The organism is Sphingobacterium siyangense (assembly GCF_023277505.1).
In the GTDB taxonomy this organism is placed as follows: Bacteria; Bacteroidota; Bacteroidia; order Sphingobacteriales; family Sphingobacteriaceae; genus Sphingobacterium; species Sphingobacterium siyangense.
This window is the reverse complement of the sequence record NZ_CP080574.1, coordinates 330,322-354,440: the sequence shown is the minus strand read 5'-3', so window position 1 is coordinate 354,440 and position 24,119 is coordinate 330,322. Positions and strand designations below refer to the sequence as shown.

Here is a 24,119-nt window from a genome sequence, read left to right as displayed (position 1 = left end):
AAATAGTTCGCTAAAATTAGGATGATTTTTGTTAATTGACAAGTTTTAATCCATGAGTAAATGGAATAAACAAAAAAAGCCTTCTATTCAGAGGGCTTTTCACTTCTTTATCGTGTTATTATCTAAAACTTACCTGTCTTATAACAGCTTTACAATACGTTCTTTACCAACGAATATACTGGTACTTCCGCTGTGGATTCATGAATCAATTCAATTTCTTTTTCCTCCGTCACTGTATCCAGCATTTCATATTCTGAATTTTGAGATTTAAATTCTGGAACAATCTGTTTCATGCCGGCCACAAGCTCCATAAAATCTGGCAACTGCTTATCCGCATCCAAAATCCGTTGGCAGATTGCATTAATACGCTCTGCTTTAAGCGATAAACTATCGTGATTTACGTTAGCAATCATAATCTTTGGATGGTGTGTCTTTACCGTATTCTCATTATTCGCTAACAATTCCTCATAAATCTTCTCCCCTGGACGTAATCCAACAATTTTTATATCGATATCTTCCGGGTAACGATACCCTTTCAATTTGATCATGCGTTTTGCAAGATCGATGATTTTGACAGACTTGCCCATATCGAACACAAAGATCTCACCCCCTTTCCCCATCACACCTGCCTCTTGCACCAATTGACACGCTTCAGGTATCGTCATAAAGAAACGAGTGATTTCAGGATGGGTCAATGTAAGCGGCCCTCCTTCTGCCATTTGCTTCTCAAAAAGTGGAATAACCGAACCGTTTGAACCAAGTACATTTCCAAATCGGGTAATGATAAAACTCGTATTGGATTTACCGCTGCAGCTGCTTACATAGATCTCAGCCATGCGTTTAGTCGCCCCCATAACATTGGTCGGATTGACAGCCTTATCCGTGGACACCATGACCATTTTTTTAGTCCGATATTGCATACACAGATCGGCCACATTTTTACTTCCCAATACATTGGTCTGAATGGACTCGTAGGGGTTCGCTTCCATTAAAGGCACGTGTTTATAGGCCGCCGCATGAAAGACCAAATCGGGTTTGTATTGCGCAAATATCTTCTGCATAAAGGCATAGTTACGCACATCACCTACCACGCAGTGCATCTGCTCGGGTTGCGTAGCCTTAATCGATTGTTGGATATCATATAGCGCAGACTCGGCTTGATCCAATAGAATTAAGGTCTTATAATGACGTCTAGCGATCTGGCGGGCTAATTCCGAACCGATAGATCCGGCGGCACCGGTCACCAAGATGACTTTACCCTGCATCTCTTGTTCAATTTCCGGATGATCTAATTTAATTGGCTTGCGTCCCAATAAATCCTCAATCTTTAATGGCCTGATTTCACGCTTCGCACCTGAATTAAGTAAAATTCGTGCCGGAGGCATGATCTTCAGTTCAAGTCCAATATTTTGAAACCAATCTGAGACATATTCCAAACGCTCCGGATCGTTATTTTCAACCGCGATGATGACCTGAGTAATCTGACATTTTTCAACATATTCCCTTGTGATTTCGGTAATATCTTTAATTTTTATTCCTGCCAACCGCTTACCTATCCGTGATATTTTATCTTCCACAAAAGCAACCACTTGATATTTCGTTCTCGGATCTTCCTTCAATAAGGAGAATGATACTAGGCCTGGTCTCGAAGCTCCAAATATCAACACATTTTCACCTTTCCGGCTAGGCAAGAAGAGATATTCGTAAATCGTCCGATAGATTACACGTGCGCCCACCATAATAACCAGCAAAATTGTGGCTTGCATGGTCAACACACCATAAGATAGGCGAAGATAATCTCCTGCCACGCTACCTTTTTCAAAAACAGCTTTGATAATTAAGGTTAGCACCATTAAAATCACATAGGCAGAACCAACCGTCTTAAAGATTTTAATGGTATCCCTAATGCCCGTCTGCCGAACAATACCCCGAAAAGTATCATAGCATAAAAACATTAAGAAATATATCGGCAATATGACGACAACTTTCTTCAGCATCAATTCAATATCAAATACACCCCTGAAGTTGTTAACTACATAATTAGAAAACACATAGCTTGCAAATACAAACCACATATCGATCATTAAAATGACCCATCGTGGATTGTCCTTTCTCAGGCGTCTTCTTAAATCTCCTAGAGAACCCATCATAAGCTTATCTCTTATTTAATTAAAATGTTACTGACCATGTATGCGACAAACGAACACGATCTGATATGGCTTTTTATTATAATATTTTACAAAGGAGATGCAAGATAGTCAAATTTTCACACCTAAAATACCTCTTTGATAAAATATCATTAAAAAAGAACCCTATCCCTTCGATCAATTTATCAACGTGGATTAAGCAACTATTATACCGAAACTGTTACATTGACAAAATAATAATATGAATCCCGTTACAATTAATAATTTAGGCTCATAAAAGAACAATTTTTGCCGTCATCCTTCGATACAATCCGGTAGTCCATGCAACACTTTAGGTACTAACACAATTATTGGCATATTGTTTGTATCAATTCACTCATAGTCATGGAAAGGAATTTAAGATATACACCTTCGCTTAATATTAGACTGAAACGCCACTCCTTCACTGCACTATTTGCACAACAATAATAAGATTTGCATCATGGGATTTTTTAGCAACCTGTTTGGGAAAAAGACTTCATCAATCCACTCTTTAGCGCAGTTGGAATTTTTACAAGTGGACATGCACAATCACCTGCTACCAGGTATTGATGATGGAAGTGATTCGGTACAACAATCCTTACATTATATCCAGCAACTTCAACGCCTAGGACTTAAAAAGTTTATCTGTACACCACATATTATGGCTGGCGTGCATCAAAACACCAAATTTAGTATTGAACATGCGAAAGATTCGCTTGTCGATGGACTAAAAAAATCTGGCAATGATGTCGATATATTCGGGGCTGCCGAACATATGATTGACGAAAATCTTCCTTTACTGATCCGTGAAAATGAGTTGTGTGTAATGCCCGGTGACTATGTGTTAATCGAAATGTCCTACCTTTCGGAATCGAAAGCTTTATTTCACACAATTAGAGATATTCAAAAATTAGGCTATAAACCCATTCTTGCCCATCCCGAAAGGTATAATTATTATCATAGCAATTTTAATATTTATAAGCAAATTAAAGATGCTGGTTGTTTGCTCCAGTTAAACCTACTTTCTTTGAGCCGATACTATGGTGTAGATGTAAAAGCGATAGCAATGACTCTTTTAAAGTCAGGCATGTACGATTTTGTAGGAACCGACCTGCACCACCAACGCCATCTGGACGCTTTAAAAAATATTGTCGAGAAATATCCGATCCGTGAGATGTTGAGAACTTCACCCATTTTGAATGAGACACTTCTTGATCATATCAATCAACACAAAGCCCAAGTTATTGCTGGATAATTCGATTTCCGCGGCCTCATTATCTTTATAAGCATGTTTTAAAATATGCTATTGTCTTGGACAACCCCTCTTCCAGCTGAACTGTAGGACTCCAGTCTAAGCTTTTCTTCGCAAGTTCGATATCTGGCTTTCGTTGCTGTGGATCGTCTTTTGGCAAGGGCAAAAACTTAATCTTTGATTTTGATCCAGTCTGTAGAATCACCTGCTCAGCCAATTGTAGTATCGTAAATTCATGGGGGTTACCGATATTTATTGGGCCAATAAAAGACTTCTCGGTATCCATCATCCGTATCATTCCTTCGACAAGATCATCTACATATTGAAAACTACGTGTCTGATTTCCTTCACCATAAATGGTAATGTCTTTATTTTGCAGAGCTTGCATAATAAAATTAGAAACTACACGTCCATCCTGAGGGTGCATGCGTGGGCCATAGGTATTAAATATCCGTACGATTTTTATAGCAATATGATGTTGGCGATGATAATCCATAAAAAGAGTTTCTGCACATCGCTTTCCTTCGTCATAGCAGGATCGAATACCGACAGGGTTAACATTTCCCCAATAGCTTTCTTGTTGCGGATGAACCTTTGGGTCGCCATATACTTCACTGGTAGAAGCTTGTAAAATACGAGCATTTACCCGCTTCGCAAGCCCAAGCATATTGATAGCCCCCATAACCGATGTTTTGATGGTTTTAATCGGATTGTATTGATAATGAACCGGACTTGCTGGACAGGCCAGATTATATATTTCGTCCACCTCCGCTAAAAAAGGTTCTGTTACGTCATGCCTTACAAGCTCAAAATATGGATTCTGTAACAGGTGAACAATATTCGATTTATCGCCTGTAAAAAAATTATCCATACAAATGACTTCATGCCCATCTTTAAGTAATCGTTCACACAGATGGGAACCTATAAATCCAGCTCCGCCAGAGACTAATATTCTTTTTTTTAGGTTATACATAAATTATCAATTTATAATATCGAGATTACTGATTAGATGTTATTTGCAGCAACGGAACACGAAAGCCGAAACGGGAGCCTACATGCTCTTCCGACTCAAAAAAGAATGTACCTCCATTGCGCTGAATAAAATGATAAACTACCCATAAGCCTAAACCTTTACCTTTCTCCCGCATAGGGGTAATCTTTCCCTCTTCCATTATCTGGTCTTTTAATTGGCGCTGTGCATCCAAACTCATTCCCACCCCAGTATCAATAAATTCGACGACAGCATCATCTTCATTGCGATATAGATTGAGCTTGATCAGGGAATCTTCGTGACTAAACTTCACCGCATTAATTAAAAGATTTCTTAAGATACTTTTCATAATGTCCGCATCAAAAAAGATCTGCAGACCGGGCTGTAACTTTAATTGTATTTCGGTATTTTTCAATTTAGCTGTGGGTTGGAGCGTCTCCACTACACCTTTGATCATTTCATCGAACTCAATTTCCTGCGGCATATAGCTTAACACCCCCAGACTGTTTTTGGTCCATTTAAGTAGATTGTCCAAAACACTGAAAAGTTGTTCCGCAATATCATTGCCTGTATTGATCATATCTCCATAACCAGTATTACTTCCCTCAGGACTCATGGTCAAAATATTTAAGATCATTTTGAGTGAAGAAATCGGACTTCGTAGATCGTGAGCAAGAATAGCATACATTCTATCGCGGTTTAATATCGCTTCCTGAAGCTGTGCTGTCTGCATCGCAATGGTATGGCCCGATTCAATAAGCCTGATTTGATGTTTGATGCGCTGAAGTAATTCCTTTTTATTGAAAGGCTTCGGAATATAATCTACACCGCCACTATCAAATCCACGCACAACATCATCCGGAGATTTTAAGTTCGTAATAAATAACACTGGAATATGCTTATACAGCTCCATGGATTTCAGTTCCTTGGTTAGATCAAAACCGTTCGTTTCCCCCATCATGACGTCCATTAAAATAAGATCTATTCTTTGCAGTCGCAAGTTTTCAAAAGCTCCTTTAGCACCAGAAGCAGAGAATACGTTAAAATGCTCACGTTCTAAGATCTCTTTTAATACAAAAAGATTAAGCTCAGAATCCTCTACAATGAGAATATTATAGGTTGAAAAATCGATTTCCATAGATTAATTATAGCTTATGTAGCATTATCCAAAAGGGTGCCATCCCTCTTTTAAAATTTATAAATCAATATTACGCTATTAATTACTGTAATAATTTGTGTAGCAAAAATGTTATATATCAATTTACTTTAAAATCAACCAATACAGGAAGATGATCACTATAGTCAACCTGTCCCGTTCTGTAATTTACAGCCTGAAATGTAGCTCCAGAAAAGAATACAAAGTCAATGCGAAAGAGCTTCATTAAATTACTGTAAGTATATCCATATCCATTACCTGCTTCGCGAAATGCATCCTTCAAATTTCCTTTAATTTTATGATAACTATAGGAATTAGGGCTATTATTAAAGTCACCGCAAATAAGCGTAGGAAAAGAAGATTGATCGATTAAATTTCTTAAATAATCAGCCTGTCCACCTCTCAACCTAAAATTTTCAGACATTGTTTTAATTGCACTCCACCATTTAAAGGCCGTATTTTCAGCAGGCAGTAAATCCCCTTTTACCTGGTTCCAATTTGTTGTCTGCAAATGACAGGTTCCGATCCTGATCTTTTTGCCTCTGAGGGAAAGATCGGCAAAAAGTGCACAGTTGGGCCGCTCTTTAAACGAAACAACCTGTACCGAGTCCAGTGGAAATTTACTTAAGATAGCAAGTTGATTCTGCCCTGATTTACTCCCTGTTATTATGAAATATTGAAACTGGCCAAATGACTGCTTGAGTTCCGACACGGAACAGTCGGCCGGAACTTCCTGTAAACATAAGGTATTTACTCGCTGCGAATCAATATAGGAAGCAATCTGTTGCATCGAAGATAGATTATAAATCATTTTGAATTCACGAACATTATAAGACGCGAAACGTATGTCTGACGTTTCTGTTTGCGCTATTCGGTTTATCTGAATTACTTTTATGAAATAATGAAAGTTGGCCAATAGTGCTATTAACGGGCAAATACTGTACCAACTACGTTTATATAATCCGATAATAAAAAAAAGAAAATTACCACATATAAGTGCAGGTAACAACACACCAATCCATTGGAAAATAACAGTGGTCTGTGGCGAAATAAGCAAAGCCAAAAACGATAAGGAGGCAAGTGTAGCCACCAATATGATGACAATCCGGATCAGTACTCCGGAGATACTCACCGGCCTAAATTCAATATCTTTAGTCATGGTATGCTATTTTAATTTTGTTCGCTTAAAGGCAATCTTATGCTAAAAGTAGCGCCTTGTCCAAGCTCTGATTCGACACCCAGCTGCCCGTTCATCTGCTCAACAATACCTTTACAAATTGCCAGCCCCAATCCGGTACCCTTATCCATTGAATTAATCTTATAAAATCTATTGAAAATCATCTCTTGATTTTCCTTGGCTATCCCAATACCATTATCTTTAACATAAAATTCTACATGATCATTACTTAGCCCGTAACCAACGTGTATAGCACCCTCAGGTGGCGTAAATTTCAAGCTGTTATTAATTAAATTGACGAGTACCTGAATCACTCTTCCACGATCCAGCCTTGCCACCAATTCCTTTTCAGGAATGTCAAAAATTATGGCTGGCTGTTCCTCATTTGACAAGAAACTCATTGATAATTCATTCAATATCCCTTTAAGGGACACGTCCGAATTCTTTAACCTTACTTTACCTGCATCCATCTGCGACATTTCCAGTACATCTGTTATCAGCCGTAGCAGCTGGCTGCTATTTGCATTGAGGAGCTCACCATACTCCTTTCGCAGCTCAGGATCTGGCGTATCGGCAATAATACTTCCAAAGCCCATAATGGCGCTAAGCGGCGTCCGGATTTCATGATTCATATTCGAGATAAATGCAGATTTCAACCGCTCAGATTCCTCAGCAGCTTCTTTTGAACGCAACAGCTGCTCCTCGTAACGAAGCTGATCCGAAATATCCCGCTTAATGGTCCAGATGATATCTTCACCGTTCCCATTTTTGATCATCAACGAACTGCATTCTGAGCCAATAATATCCAGTTCTGGATACACCGTATCACAACGATATTGATAATAACCCGAAGCAGAAATGATTTTTTGCACAGATAAGGCCCAGGCTTCTTCTGTTGTGAACTCCCGCAGGCATTCAAAAACTTTTAAGTCAGCAATGATCTCTTCTTCTTTCAGGCCATTTTGCTGTCGGCATGCCTTATTCGCAAAAGCCATCGTCCCATTTTTATGGCATGCGAAAATACTGTATGGTGCATTATCAACAACAGCAAGCACCATTTCAAGTTCATTTCGATTCTTAATAAAATCGCTTACATTCTGTGAAAAGCCATCTATGATACGAATATTGTTTTCAAGGCGTTTGGCATATTTTGTCGCCCGTACATACGTGATGGGTGTATCGGGCTGTTTTATCCGGTACTCAAATGTGCTATACTCAATAGCGTCATTATGCAGAAAAGCCTCCATCTTCTTTCTATCATCCGGGTGAACCTGTGCGAGCAGATCCTGCAAAGCTATTTTCTCAGGCTCTTCAAGATTTTTCTTTCGAAGGTTCGAATAGCCATTATGCGTAAACTCCTGCTGCTGCAGATCATAAGTCCAATGCCCAATCATAGCGACCTTCCCCACCTCAAGTTGGGCGGTCAGTGCAGATTTAAGGCGGTACTTCATGTTACTACGCTGCGTGATATCCCGATATTGGCAAATCAGATGTTCCTCGTCAAATTTGTGAATGACGAACTTAAAATAATACATCTGCTCTTCAGTAGGCAGGTCGTAATTTAGATTGGAAGTCTCTCCTGTTTGGCGGCAAAAGTTAAATTCATGTTCGATAAGCGCCGAAGTTGGCTGAGGTAAAATAGACAACAAATTTTTCCCAACTATATCAATATCGGAATTTAAAACCGGATTGTTTGTCTTCATTATCGCATCTACACATATATTATCTTTATTCACCAGCAACAATGTATCACAAGTCATATTCAAGACCTTCTCCAAGAACTTTAAATCATGTAATATTTTTTTATCCATAACATTCATTAGATTATTTTCTTTGAGATTTCTCCCACCCGCCAATAAAGCTTCTACTAAACAAATAATAAATCCCGCGTATTACATTGATGTTCATAAACAGAAAGTAATATGGAATATAAAACAACTTTGTACTATTGGGATTATTTCGCATCAAATACCCTAAAACCGCACAAAGATAAAAGACACACTGAAGCACAAAAATGACAGAAAACACATTGAAAGGTGACAAACACCGATATCCAAGAATTGCCGCCAAGGGGAAGAGTGCAAAAAGCGCAAAAGGTGTAACAGACCAACGCAACACACGATGTGAAATATATTGGAAGCTCAACTTCCCAAATTTAAAGCCATTTAGTAATGGCAGTAATCTTCCTATAGACTGCCATCCCCCAGCAGCAATACGTCTTTTCCTTTTTCCTTCCTCTTCCATATTCAGCGAACCATATTCAACAGCATAAGCGTCAACTGTGTATGCAATACGGTAGCCTTTTAATGCAATGCGCATTGAAAGCATAAAATCATCCAATAAGGTATCTTCTTCCATCGCAGCATATAATTCTGTCCGCACAGCAAAGAGTTCCCCAGCGGCTCCGACTGCTGAATAAAATTCGAAGTCTAATCTTTTCAAGAGGGATTCATACTTCCAATAGGCTCCCTCCCCTTTTGAAGAAACAGTATCGTCATTATCAAAAGCCACTCTTTTTTCACCCGAGACACATCCAATTGTCGGATCTTCAAATTGGCGAGCAATAATCTTTAACGCCCCGGCATTCAGTAAACAATTTGCATCGCTAAAGACAACAATTGGAGTTTTTACATATTCCATACCGTGATTAACGGCAGCTGTTTTACCTTTCCTATGAGCTGAACCGATAATCTTAACCATCGGATACTTTGCTAACAGCTCACGACTATCATCAGTACTTCCATCTATAACCCATAGAATGTTTAATTTATGTTTAGGATAATCAAGCTCAAGGCAGTTCAGCATTTTATCTGGAATTATTTCTGACTCATTGTAGGCTGTAATAAATAGTGTCAACGGGGGAAGCTCATGCCTGTCGCTATTTTGAGCCCTCTCCTTTATAGGGTATGGAAATAATCTTGCCAATATATAAATTAAGATAGCATACCCGATATAGGTATATAGCACAAAGGATATACAAGTCCAGAAGACAAATTGAAGCATAGGCCAGATAGAATTTAGACAAAATTAGACAATTATTTTTACGGAATCCTATTCGATTCTTCATCCTGGTAATGCTTTTTCCCCGAAAAGAGCCCACTCATTGATTTTATCGCTTTACGCAACCTGACAAAAAAGCTATTTGCAAGAGATCCGTCGGCAGCGATTGTATTCTGTCCCGTCATCGCCCGCGCCTTTTGACTTCGAATAAAATGAATCTTTCCATAGGCCTTAAGTCCCAAAGCCATTGACCCGTCTTCGCCACGTTTTATATCTGTCCGAAAATTAACCTTTCGCCCCAGCTCGGTCTTAAAGGAAAAAACCATCCCTCGCACGCACAATTCAGGCCTTTTTATAAATTGTAGGTTCAGGTAAATATCCCGAAGTCCTTCATAAAACCAAAGGAAAGTTCTCGACTGCCCAGCCTGGGGTAAGAAACTCCACAAACTGCATGTGGCGGATATACCTGGCCTATCTAATAATTTCACGTGCGTTTCAACATAGCTTGGGGGATACATGCTGTCTCCATCTATACAAAGCATGAATTTACCACGTGCTTGATCAAGACCACATTGCCTAGCAAATCCAGGGCCCTGCTTTAGTTCATTGTGATAAGTCGCACCAAGTCGCTTTAAAAGTGATTCTGTTTGATCCGTCGAATTATTGTTAACGACAATTAATTCCATGGGCAAATGACAACGCTGTTCTGCTAAAGACCAGAGACATGCCAAAAGCTTCTTTTCTTCATTATAGGCGATGACCACAACACTTATGATCGGATCAGAACTTGAAGAAAGCTGGACCTGTGCCCGAACCTTCTCGATAACATCATTATCTACAGAACCCACTTCTTGGTCATAAACCTTCGCATATTGTGTATACCATTTAGCCATCCTAGTGTCAATTATTTTGTTAAAGCATTAAATTGTTTGCAGCACTTTATTCATCTGTTCGGCCCATGATAAGTCCAAAATACTATTGCGAATACAGGCTGGGTCAAATTTTTCCTTCTTTAAAAATTCCAATATTTTAGTGATATCAATAGCAGATTCATCAGGACTCGCTTTAAGTACATAAGGTTGACCGTCAAAATCAGCGTCAGATTCCGAATAGATAAAGGGAATTCCACGCGCGGCATATTCTCTATTTTTTAAGGTTTTTATGACCTGTATACCACTGCGATGACGGCCTAAACTACCGATTGCAAAGTCTGCACGATTAAATATGGCATCCAATTCTTCTCCCCAAAGCGGACCGTGTAAGACGACATTTTTCTGAAGATTGAATTGTGCTATCGGTTCCAAAATAGACGATCGTTCACGTTCGCCGCTGAATTGCCCCACCAAGTGAAAGATAATTTGACAATCAGCGTGACTTTGTTTATAAATACCAAGTCCGCGAACCAGTCGATCAAATCCGTGCCAATAATGTATTTCAGCAACGCCCAGCAAATGGATCGTTCGTTTTTCTGCTCCTTCCTGCGGTTTACGAACTGGAATGGCACTGAAGTCTATCCCATTGGAGATAGATATCGCTCGCTGCCCAAAAATTGTTCGGGCATCAGAAAAAGTGACAAAAGCATCCAATTGTTTTGCTAGCTTTTTACGATAAAGACGATCGATCGCCAATTCGAGGCGCATGCGCAAGGTGACATACTCCTGATCATAGGGATAAGTCGGAATCTCCATTAACACTTTTGCGCCCGAAAGCCGCATCATCTTCACCATGTTTAATGTAAAAGGATTCGCATTATGGTCAGACCGGATATAAATCAGTTGGAACTTATTTTTCTGTACGTATTCTGAAATCGCCCGATAGTCTATCCGTTTACGTATTTTGGCTATTGGACCTCTACCGAAATCCACAAGAATCTCGTTTCCAACCTTCCATACGCGCGAACCGTCAGCCTCTACACTGTAATAACATAGTATAACATCCACACCGATAGATTTCAAGCCATTAATTTGACCCCATATTTTTTTACTTATACCATTATGTTCGCTAAAACCATGGAATACTAAAAAAAGTACCTTATACGATTTATCTTTCACTGAGGCCTTCACGTTTGATTGTTGTTAAATACTTTTGCTGCTGGACTGGAAAATACGAAAAGAATATGAATACAAGAAAAAATGATCAAAATGCGTTGAATAAAATGCTTAATAAGCTGTTTTAATCCTGCTAAAGTGGTGACTTGCGTAAAAATGCCAACAACAGATTGCGATACCCTCCGAACCAAATCATTAAGATCACAGAAAAAAGATAAATAGCGGTTTTGAGCATTAATCGAAAAACTAAATTATCGGACAAATGGTACCCTACAACTAAATGAAAAATGAGCCCAAGTACGAGTGCAAAAAAGATGGGTCGCCATAGGCTATTGAAAAAGCCAACCATACTCCGTCTGAATACCACGCGATACATTAGCCAGTAGGCCTGTACAAAATTGACACTAAATGTAACCAATAAACACATGGCTACTGCGTCAATACTTTTAGCATAAAATACACCAAATAGTATTCCCGCAACATTCAATACGGCCGAAAACAAACCGCAAATAAAAAGACTTTTGGTATCTCCCGCTGTTTGGAAAATGGAGCCAGATGACGAGAGGACCAATTGGATCCCCACTGTTAGACTCAATATTTTAAAAGAAGGGATAGCTAATCCCCACTGCGGTCCAAAAAATAATAAAATAAGTTCTTCAGCTGAATAAAACAAGAAAACGGATAATGGGAATCCGATCAGCGACAATAGGCTGGTTAATTTTAGATTTGCTTCATAAAGATAGCCATTATCCTTTCCCTTCTGACTTAATATCGGATGGATTACCGGTGTAATTACCTGCGTAATATTCTGAAGTGGCAGGGACATTAATCGATAAGATTTATCATAGAACCCCAGCGGTACCATGCCCAGGTATTTACCAATTAATAGGGTATCCGAATTTCTGCTGAAATAGTTGATAATATTAAATAAAAACTGAAAAATAGAATAAGAAAATAAAGGCCGAAGAGGTTGAAATGGAAAACGTAGGCTAAATTTTAATGGATACTTTAAATATGAAATAATAAAAATAAATAGTGATGAGAATATCGGATTTAAAATAAGCGCGTAAACCCCCATTCCTTTAAAGGCAGCAATTATAGATAGACCGCCGCCGATAATTTGAACACTCAAACTTCGTAAAGCGATCGATTTAAATAACCTATCGCGAAAAAATAAGGCATTAGGAACTACGGTAATTCCCGAGAAAAATAGACTTAGCGCCAGTAATTGGCAGATTGGTTTCAATTGAGGCTGGGCATACCATGTTTCGATAATTTCAGCAGACAAAAAGAATAGTACTGACAAAGTGATAGCAATATATACAGACAGCGAAAATAAATAACCTAATGCCTTTATATCCAGCTCTTTGTGCTGTATAACTGCTGGAGACAGTCCGAAATCAGCTATTAAATTTAGGAAAGCAATCGCCACCGTAGCTATGGCTACTACGCCAAACTGATCTGGTGCGAGCAATCGTGCTAAAACCGCGGTAACGACCAGCGAAATCACCAAATTCGCATATTTGGCCAATGCCGTAAAAAATACCCCAGAAACGATTTCCTTTTTTATGTTATCCATTCAAAAAGCCTTTCTTAAACAGTAGAACTCCCATAGTTTTAAATGAAACATATCTTCGCCAATGCTTCAAAACCAAGAAAAATACTTTCCAACGGTCAGCGATCGATAACGCATGTGCTTTCCATACCACTGCGTCCAACATACGATGCAGATACAACTCAATAATTTGTCTGCTATCCGAATGCTTTCGTCCATACTCCCTCAAACGCAGGGCAACTGTGAAGTAACATGTTATATTAAAAAGTTTTAATCGGCTTGTCATAATGGAATCTGGCCTGACACGCCGCTGAAAAAATTGCTCTGGTATATAAGCAACGCGAGCTGCCGCTAGATACAATAAGACTGTAAATAACTCATCCTCATGCACTATACCGGGTTCAAATCCAAATCCGTTACGATCAAGTATGTCTTTACGAATTAAATACATACAAGCTGAAGAGAAAAAGTCGTCTGCCTTCAGTTGCTGTTGTAATGCGTCCGGTCCATTAAAGACAGTATAAGCCGGCATTTTTTGTCGGGAATAATTAAAATCCTTTAGTATTGAGCTATCCGAATTATCCGCAAAAACCATAGCATCAAAATAAACAAAATCGAGGTCGTTCTTTTCACAATAATCCAAACACATGGATAGTGCATCTGCACGCAGCAGGTCATCGCTATCCATAAAATAAATATACTGGCCGTTCGCTAGAGAAAGGCCTCTATTTCTGGCTGCAGATAGGCCTTGATTTTCCTGGGAAAATAATTTGACACGGTTATCCCATGAACCCCATTTTTCCAGTATGGAGAGACTTTGATCGGTCGAACCGTCGTTGATTAGTATAAGTTCAACATCAGCATATTCCTGATGAATAATGCTCTGTATAGCCTGTTCAACATACATAACTGTATTATAAACAGGCATTATAATGCTAATCAACGGTCTTTCATTCATGGTCTGATCCAGGCATTAAGATTAAAATCGTACTTCTTCACAATTTTGGCTGGATTTCCAACGACAACACTATATGGCGGAACATCTTTTGTAACCACGGAGCCCGCACCTATTACAGCATGTTCACCTATGCTAATACCTGCTAGAATAACCACATTTCCACCGATCCAGACATCGTCAGCAATCGTCACTGGAGCGGTGCTGACTCCTTGGTCTGCAATAGCTTTGGTCACATCTTCATACCCGTGGTTTAATCCTGAAATAAGTACATTCTGACCGATATTCACTTTATTCCCAATCGTCACTGGCCCAATGATCGTATTCGAAATTCCTATTCGGCTATTGTTACCGATAAATAAATCGCCGACAGCGTTATTCAATACAGCAAATGACTCGACGACGGATCGGGGTCCTATAGCACACTTACGGAAAGGAACCAGATCACGGCGTACACTACGATAAATTACTGAGCCAGCCCCCCGTTTAACATAAAAAAACTGCAGCATACGAACATACCAGCGCGGCCGTGTACGCACAGGACTCATGATAAACCAGTGCAGTAAGCGCTTAAATTTAGGATGATTATGAATGTACGCTTTCATATATTGCTAATGTATGTTTTCCTGTATGTTCCCAACTGAAAGCTTCGCTTCGCGCCAAACCTTTACTAACAAGCGAGCTATATAACTGTGGTTCATCTTCCAATTTCAACATGCCTGCTGCAATGGATTCTATATCCATCGGGTCTGTATATACCACATTATCCTCTGCTACCTCAGGAATAGCAGATGTATTGGAAGTAACTACAGGTGTGCCACAAGCCATAGCTTCAAGCAAGGGAAGTCCAAAACTTTCCCGGACAGAAGGATACAAAAAAGCAAAAGCATCATTGTAAACCTCAACCAATTTGTCATGAGCTATATATTCTTCGACTGCAATAAAATCTTTTATCGCCAACAGATCGAGTTCTTTTAATAGTTTTTCCAAATATGCATGATCTAAATCGGCAAGGAGCAACCTTTTCTTGTGGGTACTTCTCTCCAAATAAAAAGCATAAGCCATCAAGGTATTCCTCAGGTTTTTTTTGGGATCGGTATTACCTAAAAGAAGCCAAAAAGCCCCCTTCTCGAGCTTTAAAAATGTGCTTTCTGAAGGTATATCCATCGATTTAAATCTTGAACTTACACCATTATAGACCGTGATAATTTTTTTATGTAAATGTGGAAAGGCCACTTCAATATTTCTTTTTTCAAAGTTAGAGACAGTGATCACGGTATGAACCTTTTTCAATACACGCGGCACGACCCAACGCCTATAGATACGTCCCAAATTTTGGTACATGGACGAATTGCTACCAATCTTTTTCTCCATAAAGATGATATCGTGCAACGTAAGTACCAGTGGAATCGATAACCCCAATGGGGCAGTATTGGAGGTACAGTGCAGGATATCCGCATTACTGGTTTTAATAAGTTTAGGTAAGAGAAGTTGCTCCCAAATAAAATAATTGGAGCTTTCCAAAACTTTAATCTCAAAATTTGCTGAACCTTCCAAACAGCGGTCCTCTCCCGGTCCGACAGCAATAATATACCGGTTAAAGGTATCCAACTTTTGAAGCGCACGGATTACTTCCAAAGCCACAAAATCCATTCCGTGTTTATTAAGGCGAAAGATTCGTTGTGCCTCAATGATTATAGTCTTCTTTTTTTTCGCCATGCGGTGTATGCACAAAAGTATTACGTCCCGATTTGATTCCCATAAAGCTACGTAAGATTGCCATAAAAATAAATGGTAATTTTAAAAAGCAGAGCAGAGTCCTGCGCGTATAAAATTTATTTGGTATAGCCAAAGCAAGTGACATGATAAACAAGCCATAGAGTATAAGCCATTTATAGGCCAATGCTGGCGCCACCAAATAGACGATACAGCCCAAAATAGGAACCATTCCGAGCAAAATTATCCGGGGTGGAATCGACCATTGGATCAGTTTGTCGAGCATAGGCCAGTTGCGGGTACGAATTATTGTTTGAAATCGCTTTAAAGTATTCAAAAAAGTGTCAATTTGAGCAGCAATCCATCTTTTTCGCTGATTGGACAGATCGCGACGGTTCTGTACTTTCTCATCTAGTACATACACATCCTCCAGATAAACCGTGAAAATCTTATCCAAGAGCAAATAATACTCCAGCTCTTTATCCTCTCCCATGGAGCTTATTTTAGCCATCGTATTTTTAAACCACTTAATTTCAAACAACATGCCCGAGCCCGTCAATGCGGCAGGTAATCCCAAGTTCACATGCCCCTGCCTAAAAATTGAATTATTTATTTCCTCACTGATCCCATCGAGGTATGCAGTATCGGTATTGCTGTTTTTTGCAATGCGATGTGTTTGGATGGCAACCGCGCCAGATGCAAAGCAATCGTTGACAAGTGCTAGATAATTTGGAGAAACTAAATTATCAGCATCCAATATAACCACGCCATCAAAATCTCCTTCTTTGATAACGTTCATTGCCAGATTTAGAGCCGCGGCTTTGGATCTTTTTTCATACGTAGGAATAAGTATTCGAACGCCTAAATTTTCAAGTTCCCGGTTTGTCTCTCTCGTCATACTATCAGAAACAACGACAATTTCAAAAAGCTCTTTTGGATAGTCTTGTTCTAAAAAAGAGCGTATGCTATCAACAATTACTGCATCCTCCTTATATGCTGGAAATAGGATAAGAAATCGATGTTGAATATCCGATCGTTCAAAGACTAATTTCTTGGGAATGCGAAAGCCGACTGCAAATACAAAGAAATACATGATCCAGACCAGGAAAGGAATAAAAATTAATGTTTCAATAATAAACAAAACCGTTCCCATCAGCTCAAATTCTTTTTAGAAAATAATTTAATCCCAGACCATGTACCTGAACATACTGCACCAACATGCCTCCACTTACCCCAAAAAACAAATTTAATTAATCTTATGCTATTCGCTATCCAAATAAGATAAAAAACAGCCAAAATCCGGTTTATTCCAGACCTATTTCGATAAGCAAACAACAAGCGGTTACGTGTGAGATAAAATGTTTTTAATGGAGAATCCTGACCTGTCGAAGCACTTTCTTTATGAAAGATATGAGCACCTGCAAAATATACTAACTTATATTTTTTATTAATCCGACAGCTCCAATCCAGCTCCTCGTAATACAGAAAGAATAGCTCCGACATTACACCAATTTCTCTGATAATTCTGTTGGGTACCACCATAGCTGCACCATGTAAATATGGAATCTCAGCACAGTTATTATATTGTCCTCTGTCCTGTTCCCGATAACCGATCTGCTTATTTCGAAGGGTAATTGATGTAAGCGGTGTGCAGCCCGCAAATTGGATCATTCCGTTTGGGTGATAATACATTATTTTAGGTGAAATTCCACCTACTCGTGAATCGAGCGCAAACACTTCCAACATAGCCAAAATCTCGTTATCGGCGTCGTTTGGAAGAAGCGTATCATTATTTAAGAAATAAATAAATTCGCCAGTAGCTATTTCCAGCCCCAAGTTATTTCCACCTGCAAATCCAAGGTTCATTCTATTATAATAGCCTTTGATATCAGGAAATAGATGTTTCATCAGACTATATTCATCTTTTAACGAACCATTATCGATGACAATAACCTCATATGCAAAAGATAGTCTCGCATTCCGAATACTTTCCAATAAGGAAATGGTATCAGCCAATCCGTTATAATTGACCGTTATGAACGATATTTTATAGGGTTTCGCTTCCATCGCTCAGTTTTTTGTCCAAATAAGGCGAAAGCATGATAACCCCCATTAGAATGTATACGGTCTGCCCGGTAGGCATTTGATGGAGTACTTCATTCGCATACCCCGCGACCATAATTCCTGCAAGTCCGGCTGTAGAAGCCATTGCAATAGATTTGACCCGCCTATCTTTTAGTCGAAATAGCACGTAGTATGTGCCATATCCCAATATCGTGAGGCATAAAATAATATAGCATATAAGACCGAAAATTCCCGTTTCTACCCATATAAAAACGAAGGAAGAATCTGTTGCGATACCATGTATTGCATCTCCTTCATTCGCATGTTTAGACCCGCCCAATCCTATACCAAAAGGATGGTCGCCCATAAAGGTTCGCATTTTTTTCTGATTCTCCAAGCGAACATTAAAAGAAGCATCCTTTGAAAAAGAGAAAGCCGTCCGCATACGACGAATATCGGAACTGCTATTGCCAATGGTCGTTAAATTAAAGAAAGCAAAAGCCATTATTAATAAAGAAAGACCAAAGATTACCCACTTCCACTCCTTTACAAGGATAATGAAGAAAGCAAAGCCTGCAAAAGGAACGGCAATGGCGGCCCTTGTCCCGGATATCATTAGCCCGTAAGCCGCAAAAGCGACAACAACAATATAAAGAAAACGTCTTTTTGCCTGCTTCTCATAAATAGCTAAGATCGTAAAAACAACCACAGCCAAACCCATATGGCAGCCAAAGTTTGCTGCATCACTGAAAAATGAAAAGTAACGGATCCCACTATAAATAACATGCGTATGAGCGCCGAATGTATATAGCCAAGCAGTCTCGAATCGGTCTAAACCGATATACTTTTGGCCTATCGCCTTTAAAGCTCCCAACAGAACAAGTATACCCCAAACTTTAAAAAATAAGCGCAATTTGGGAATGTTATCCAGACTAATAAAAACCAATAATTGAAATAAGACAATATGCATTCCAATGCTACGGACTGTCGTGATCCAGTTCGCAAAACTGGACATTGGATTTATAATCTCCAGCATGCAATAAAGCATCCAAAGGATGGAGATCAGGAGAAAAGAATTAAAGTAAACCTTGCCTAAAGGATTTCCCCGAATAAAATGTAAAGCTAGCGAGAGAAAATTAAATAAGATCAAAAGATCGAGTATGACGCCTACCGGGAGCGGAAATGTGATATAGCGTCCAAAACCCATCACCAGGTAGGATACACTATACAATAAAAAGAAACAACTTATTGGCGAAGACAGCAGGACAATAATAACCAATAGAAATACGGGCAACATATAGAACACCAAAGCCGATGACACACCTGCAAAAATAAAAATGCAAGTTCCTGCCAATCCCCCGAGTATGAGGAAAAGCAGGAGCAAATGCCGACTGGTTATCATCGATTTTGTATGATCATACTGCATCATAGCCCACTATTTTCCCAGCGATGTCAGACCAAAATTACCCAATTGATATTCCAGGCGTCTCAAAAAGGTAAACGGAGGCAACATTCCTGTAAACTCTTCCACAACATATTTTTCAGCATTCATTAAACAGATAACAATTGGTTTACCGGCCGAACGTTGCAATAGATCTGCAAACATCAACTCATCTTCTGTTTTCCATACCGAGTCAGCCCTTAATACCAATAACGTTGCCATCCCCCGCTCTAAAAATAGAGAAGGAATAGGGCGTAATGCCATAGAGCCATGCTTGACTAATGAAATATCATAATTACCGAGTTTTTCAGCCCAGGCACCATCCACTAAATATTCCCTCGATTCTGCACTAAAATCAGTTCCTTCTTTATAGGCCAGTACATTAATACCCAATCCCTGCCAGTAGGCTGTTAATATGTCTGTCAGTGAGCCTAAATCTAGTGTAGAAGAAAACTTGACGATATTGATAAAATTTATAGGATTCGAGTTATTGTAAAAACCATATAATCTATTGGCCAAAACATGTATTGCTCTTTCTTCGATTTTAGTCTGTTTGGCACCGGTTTTACCAAGTTTGGGCAATGCCGCAATTACTTTTCCCTTTGTAATCCGTTCGGTTCGCGTTTTATCCCTTAGCGTACGGTCAAAAAGTTCAATAATAAGCAATATTCCGAGTATAAATGCAATTGTTCCAAAGAAGACAGCAAATACGATCAGTTTTCTACTATGCGGAAGAGCGTTTAGCGGAAAGCTTGCCGGGTTGATCACTTTTAGCGTAGCTGAATTCATCTCCAGACTCTTCAATCGTAAGCGGGCCGCATTTAGACTAGACAAGATAGACAGATAAGATTGTTCTGTAAAAGATATGCCGCGTTCCTTACGCTTTAACACCGAGCCGATAGGTGAATATTGTGTGTATTTGTGATCCAGTTCCTGTTTAAAATCACGGGCGACATTAAGTTCTGCCTCCGAACGCTTAAAACGTAACAGTTCTTCTACCCATTGCTTTACATAATTTGCATTTGGATAGCCATTTTTGGTATATTTTTCCGCTGTATATTGATCCATAAATGAACGGAATCCCTTTTCCTTTTGATCCAGCTCATGCGACAGTACGTCGAGATCTGCTCCGCCCTGCTTTTGCTTTAGGGAATCCACGCTCAACGTTTTGATTTTTGAAATATTATAGTTGATATCTGCAATTTGGTTCATGCGTGCCAAAAACTCTGTATTATTTTTAATCGCACGCATATTGGCATCCATTCCCGACTCCAGTTGTTTTATAGCTGCTTGCGCACTGTTATACACAAATAGCACATCCTGGTGCCTTAGTTCATACTCTTTATCCAATAACGCAATCGCCTCTGTCTGTTTGTCATAATTAATCACCCGGTTTTCAACGTTATACATAGTCAGGGAATCTTCCTGTCCGCGAAGTTCTCGACCTATACGTTCAAGCTCAGCCTCAAAATACCGGATGACGTTGTTGGTACTACCAAATTGCAAATTGGTATATTCGATCGCGAAAACTTTACTCAAAATATCCAATGTCTGAAAAGCAACACCTGGATCGTTTGCCTGATAGTTGATCTGTAAAATATCGCTATTGTCTACCCTATTGATTTTAATGTTTTCGCGGAGAGCATTATAGCTGAAATAAGGGTGGTTCCAGTTAAAAAGACCGTAGACAAAATTATTACGATCCGCTTTCTCATATTTTTCCAGATTTTTTACCGTATTCTCTTCCGAATGCTTATCAATCAACTTTTGTACATCTTTCGGTGTAATTGCCACAAGCTCCTTGTAATGTTTTGCGGTAATATATACATTATCTTTCGTGGGATCACCGTGAATCATAAGACGTGCATAAAGCTGCATGGAAAGCCTTTTGATCGTTTCTTTCGAGTTGATGGTATTGATAATATTCTGAATCGAATTGTTTAATACGTTCCAGTCTTGCGAAGCATTGGATTCGCCCGGATCACTTCCATAACTTGAAATAACACCTGTATAGATCGTAATATCGGTTTTATATTGCCGGTCCATTTGACGTGTCAGATAGATCGCCAACAAAGCAAAACCTAGCGGCAAAATCAATAGCCACCACTTAATTCTGAAAATGGCCCGAAAGATATAATGGAAAATATTCATGATGCTATTGGCTTATAATTTTTGTCTTACTCAGGATCTCTAAGGTAAGGATTTCATTGGTAATAATAGATTCGTTGGTTTTCAGAATTTCATAAGCCTCTGTCTCCAACTTCTTTGCTGTATTAAGATCGCTAATATTTGCATTGCCCGACTTAAACTCATTTTCAGTCATTTTGTAATTCGCTAAGGCGATATTGTAATCTTCTATTTTTTTCTTGAGTGTAGAAAGAGCTGTTTTTACTTTCGTATAGGAGTTGACGATACGGATCCGTTGCTCATCGAGCCACTTGTCCAATTCCAGCTGTGTAAACCGTTGTTCCATCTTCTGACGTTTGATTTTATTGCCTCGATCGAAAAGATCATCCAAAGGAATATTCACTCCGGCAGTTCCATAGTAGGAACTTTGGGTTACGCCGGAAGATTGATAGAAAAGAGGAGTATATTCATTCGTGAACGCAGAATTGATCGCGATATTGCCATACTGCCAAGATCCACCAACCCTGAAATATTTTAACCAGCTTCTCTTTTCGGTTATCAACTGATTAGCCTGAGCCTCCATTTTTGCCTCATACATTTCCACTCCGGGACTTTGTTTGGCATTTTGATAGAGGGTTTCCAAGGGCGGCAATTTCAGCTTTGTAAAATCAACCATATCCGTTGGATCCATTACAGATTGTGCTTTTAGCAATAGACCTACTGTTACTAAATATAAAAGCAAAAAAGCCCTTTTAAGCAATAAGTTCATCGAAATAAATATTTATGTTATTAAACATCCGCCTTTTGGATGAATGCGGAAAACGTTTTATATAATATCTTCAAATCCATCCAGACCGAATAATGCTGTGCATAGTCAATATCCAGTTTTATTCTTTCCTGATCGGACATACTTCCATTATCGCCCCGTTTTTCTACCTGCCAAAGGCCGGTTATACCTGCCGGTGCCATAAACCGCTCGACGCTGTCGTCTGTCGTCAGCATCTCGGCCTCATAAAGTGGTAACGGTCTATTTCCTACAATAGACATATCGCCTTTGAGCACATTAAACAACTGGGGCAGTTCGTCAATGCTATATTTTCGGAGAATACGCCCCACCTTGGTCACACGTGGATCTTTCTCAAGTTTAAAGAAAGCTGCTTTTTTTTGCCTTCCGCCGCTTTCAGAACTTTTTACAACACTTTCATCATCAATAAGCACATCACGTAGCTCATCTGTTGTAAAAAGTTGTGCATCGGTATCGCTTATCATAGCGGTCATAGCACGATGATTAACACTTAATGCTGCATCTGCATACTGGTTAAGCGCCATATACTCTTTTAAACGCTTGTCAGCATCCGGGTACATCGATCTGAATTTATAAAAATCAAACATATAATAGCCAGATCCTATCCGTTTCGACTTATACACTGCCGAACCTTTACTTTCCAATTTGATGGCAATATAAACAATTGCCAGTATGGGGGAAAGTAAGAGGATTAAAATCGAAGAAACTGCAATATCAAACAATCTTTTTCCCAGCGGAATTCCTATTTGAGGAAAAGATGTGTTTGCTGTTTCAAATTTTTCAGTCTGCGTTGTCGCCTCAAAATATAGCCTGATGTATTTTCTAATCGATTCAAAAACATCCGCATGCGCACGCGGACTAATGGTATTTGTGATACCAGCCTCAAAATAAGATTGTTTCTCAAAACGCGAAAGATCATTCCCAATCAAGATCAGTAATGTATCTTTTCCATGTTGGACAAGCTTTTTCAACTGTGATAAATCTTTACTTAGGCTTTTGCTTTTCTCGTAGAATACCACAGAAAAAAACTGTCCTTCTTGTTCTTGGAAATACATATCCATGGCTTCGAAAGAATCAAAAAACTTCAAGTCAACACCCAAGATGTCTTGGACTTGTTGATGAAAATAATCAAAAGTTTCGAGATTATCACCAAAGTATATATAATCGCTATATTGAGGCATTATTTTAATGCTTTTTTAATCCGTAGTTTTAATTCAAGGGGATTAAATGGTTTTAAGATAAAATCATCTGCGCCAGCTTCGAGTAAACTTATACGTGTATTGGAATTATCCTCACCAGACAAAAAGATAACCGGAATATTCTTTAGAAACTCGTTTTGCTTAATCATAATGAGCAAATCGTATCCATTCATCTCTGGCATGGTGTAATCCGATAAAATTAAATCAACGCTATTACCTTCCTTCAGCCAATTATAGGCGTCCATCGCATTGCTAAAGAAACGAAAGTCATAATCTGCACTTAAATAAAGTGTAATCAACTGGCCAATTGCTGGTTTGTCATCAATTATTAGAATCTTTTTTTTCATCACGTCTTTAGAATATAATGGTTTAGGCGTATGGATTGCGTTATTTAAGCGATCTCCATGTACCAAAGCACTCCTTTCTGTTGGACTCCTTTGGTACATGGAGATGTTGCTATCTCAA

General features: G+C 39.1%; 20 protein-coding genes. 1 reads left to right on the top strand and 19 read right to left on the bottom strand.

Annotated features, from left to right (window positions below; all coding sequences use genetic code 11):
• Window positions 1-149: 149 nt before the first annotated feature.
• Window positions 150-2,150, bottom strand: a complete 2,001-nt coding sequence (locus K2F45_RS01495; RefSeq protein ID WP_237241925.1) for a polysaccharide biosynthesis protein — start codon at window positions 2,148-2,150, stop codon at window positions 150-152.
• Between the two features lie 478 nt (window positions 2,151-2,628).
• On the opposite strand from K2F45_RS01495, the gene K2F45_RS01490 reads away from it, so the two are divergent.
• Window positions 2,629-3,423, top strand: coding sequence for a tyrosine-protein phosphatase (locus K2F45_RS01490; protein ID WP_075990681.1), 795 nt, complete (start codon window positions 2,629-2,631; stop codon window positions 3,421-3,423).
• A gap of 25 nt (window positions 3,424-3,448) precedes the next feature.
• Here K2F45_RS01490 and K2F45_RS01485 read toward each other — a convergent pair whose 3' ends face one another.
• From K2F45_RS01485 to K2F45_RS01395, 18 genes are all read right to left on the bottom strand, one after another.
• Window positions 3,449-4,393 carry a UDP-glucuronic acid decarboxylase family protein gene (locus tag K2F45_RS01485; RefSeq protein WP_075990680.1) on the bottom strand — a complete coding sequence of 315 codons (945 nt, stop codon included), beginning with the start codon at window positions 4,391-4,393 and terminating at the stop codon, window positions 3,449-3,451.
• A gap of 25 nt (window positions 4,394-4,418) precedes the next feature.
• On the bottom strand, window positions 4,419-5,549 hold the full coding sequence (locus tag K2F45_RS01480; RefSeq protein WP_248932898.1) for a hybrid sensor histidine kinase/response regulator: 1,131 nt from the start codon (window positions 5,547-5,549) through the stop codon (window positions 4,419-4,421).
• A 118-nt stretch (window positions 5,550-5,667) separates the two neighbouring features.
• On the bottom strand, window positions 5,668-6,726 hold the full coding sequence (locus K2F45_RS01475) for an endonuclease/exonuclease/phosphatase family protein (RefSeq protein ID WP_248932897.1): 1,059 nt from the start codon (window positions 6,724-6,726) through the stop codon (window positions 5,668-5,670).
• Between the two features lie 11 nt (window positions 6,727-6,737).
• Window positions 6,738-8,555: a PAS domain-containing sensor histidine kinase gene (locus K2F45_RS01470; protein ID WP_248932896.1), complete on the bottom strand. Its 1,818-nt coding sequence runs from the start codon at window positions 8,553-8,555 to the stop codon at window positions 6,738-6,740.
• A gap of 13 nt (window positions 8,556-8,568) precedes the next feature.
• Entirely contained in the window at window positions 8,569-9,669 is a 1,101-nt protein-coding gene (locus tag K2F45_RS01465; protein WP_248932895.1) for a glycosyltransferase family 2 protein, read from the bottom strand.
• 116 nt (window positions 9,670-9,785) lie between these two features.
• Window positions 9,786-10,637 (bottom strand): glycosyltransferase family 2 protein, encoded by an 852-nt coding sequence (locus tag K2F45_RS01460; protein ID WP_248932894.1) that lies wholly within the window; start codon window positions 10,635-10,637, stop codon window positions 9,786-9,788.
• Window positions 10,638-10,664: 27 nt separating this feature from the next.
• Entirely contained in the window at window positions 10,665-11,795 is a 1,131-nt protein-coding gene (locus K2F45_RS01455) for a glycosyltransferase family protein (protein ID WP_248932893.1), read from the bottom strand.
• 130 nt (window positions 11,796-11,925) lie between these two features.
• A complete protein-coding gene (locus K2F45_RS01450; protein WP_075990673.1) occupies window positions 11,926-13,371 on the bottom strand; it encodes a lipopolysaccharide biosynthesis protein in 1,446 nt (481 codons plus the stop codon).
• Window positions 13,364-14,275 carry a glycosyltransferase gene (locus tag K2F45_RS01445; RefSeq protein ID WP_276521473.1) on the bottom strand — a complete coding sequence of 304 codons (912 nt, stop codon included), beginning with the start codon at window positions 14,273-14,275 and terminating at the stop codon, window positions 13,364-13,366. The genes K2F45_RS01450 and K2F45_RS01445 overlap by 8 nt, the downstream gene beginning before the upstream one ends.
• A gap of 26 nt (window positions 14,276-14,301) precedes the next feature.
• A complete protein-coding gene (locus K2F45_RS27330) occupies window positions 14,302-14,907 on the bottom strand; it encodes an acyltransferase (protein WP_276521439.1) in 606 nt (201 codons plus the stop codon).
• On the bottom strand, window positions 14,888-16,021 hold the full coding sequence (locus tag K2F45_RS01430) for a glycosyltransferase family 4 protein (RefSeq protein WP_075990670.1): 1,134 nt from the start codon (window positions 16,019-16,021) through the stop codon (window positions 14,888-14,890). Before K2F45_RS01430 ends, K2F45_RS27330 begins: the two co-directional genes overlap by 20 nt.
• A complete protein-coding gene (locus K2F45_RS01425) occupies window positions 15,990-17,171 on the bottom strand; it encodes a glycosyltransferase family 2 protein (RefSeq protein ID WP_075990669.1) in 1,182 nt (393 codons plus the stop codon). The genes K2F45_RS01430 and K2F45_RS01425 overlap by 32 nt, the downstream gene beginning before the upstream one ends.
• Window positions 17,171-18,085 carry a glycosyltransferase family 2 protein gene (locus K2F45_RS01420; RefSeq protein ID WP_075990668.1) on the bottom strand — a complete coding sequence of 305 codons (915 nt, stop codon included), beginning with the start codon at window positions 18,083-18,085 and terminating at the stop codon, window positions 17,171-17,173. Before K2F45_RS01420 ends, K2F45_RS01425 begins: the two co-directional genes overlap by 1 nt.
• Window positions 18,066-19,511 (bottom strand): O-antigen ligase family protein, encoded by a 1,446-nt coding sequence (locus K2F45_RS01415; RefSeq protein ID WP_075990667.1) that lies wholly within the window; start codon window positions 19,509-19,511, stop codon window positions 18,066-18,068. Before K2F45_RS01415 ends, K2F45_RS01420 begins: the two co-directional genes overlap by 20 nt.
• 6 nt (window positions 19,512-19,517) lie before the next feature.
• Complete coding sequence (locus K2F45_RS01410; protein WP_075990666.1) at window positions 19,518-21,674, bottom strand: GumC domain-containing protein; 2,157 nt, start codon at window positions 21,672-21,674, stop codon at window positions 19,518-19,520.
• A gap of 4 nt (window positions 21,675-21,678) precedes the next feature.
• Window positions 21,679-22,419 carry a TolC family protein gene (locus tag K2F45_RS01405; protein WP_075990665.1) on the bottom strand — a complete coding sequence of 247 codons (741 nt, stop codon included), beginning with the start codon at window positions 22,417-22,419 and terminating at the stop codon, window positions 21,679-21,681.
• A 20-nt stretch (window positions 22,420-22,439) separates the two neighbouring features.
• A complete protein-coding gene (locus tag K2F45_RS01400) occupies window positions 22,440-23,636 on the bottom strand; it encodes a sugar transferase (protein WP_120335800.1) in 1,197 nt (398 codons plus the stop codon).
• Entirely contained in the window at window positions 23,636-24,100 is a 465-nt protein-coding gene (locus K2F45_RS01395) for a response regulator (RefSeq protein ID WP_237241919.1), read from the bottom strand. The genes K2F45_RS01400 and K2F45_RS01395 overlap by 1 nt, the downstream gene beginning before the upstream one ends.
• Between the last annotated feature and the right edge of the window lie 19 nt (window positions 24,101-24,119).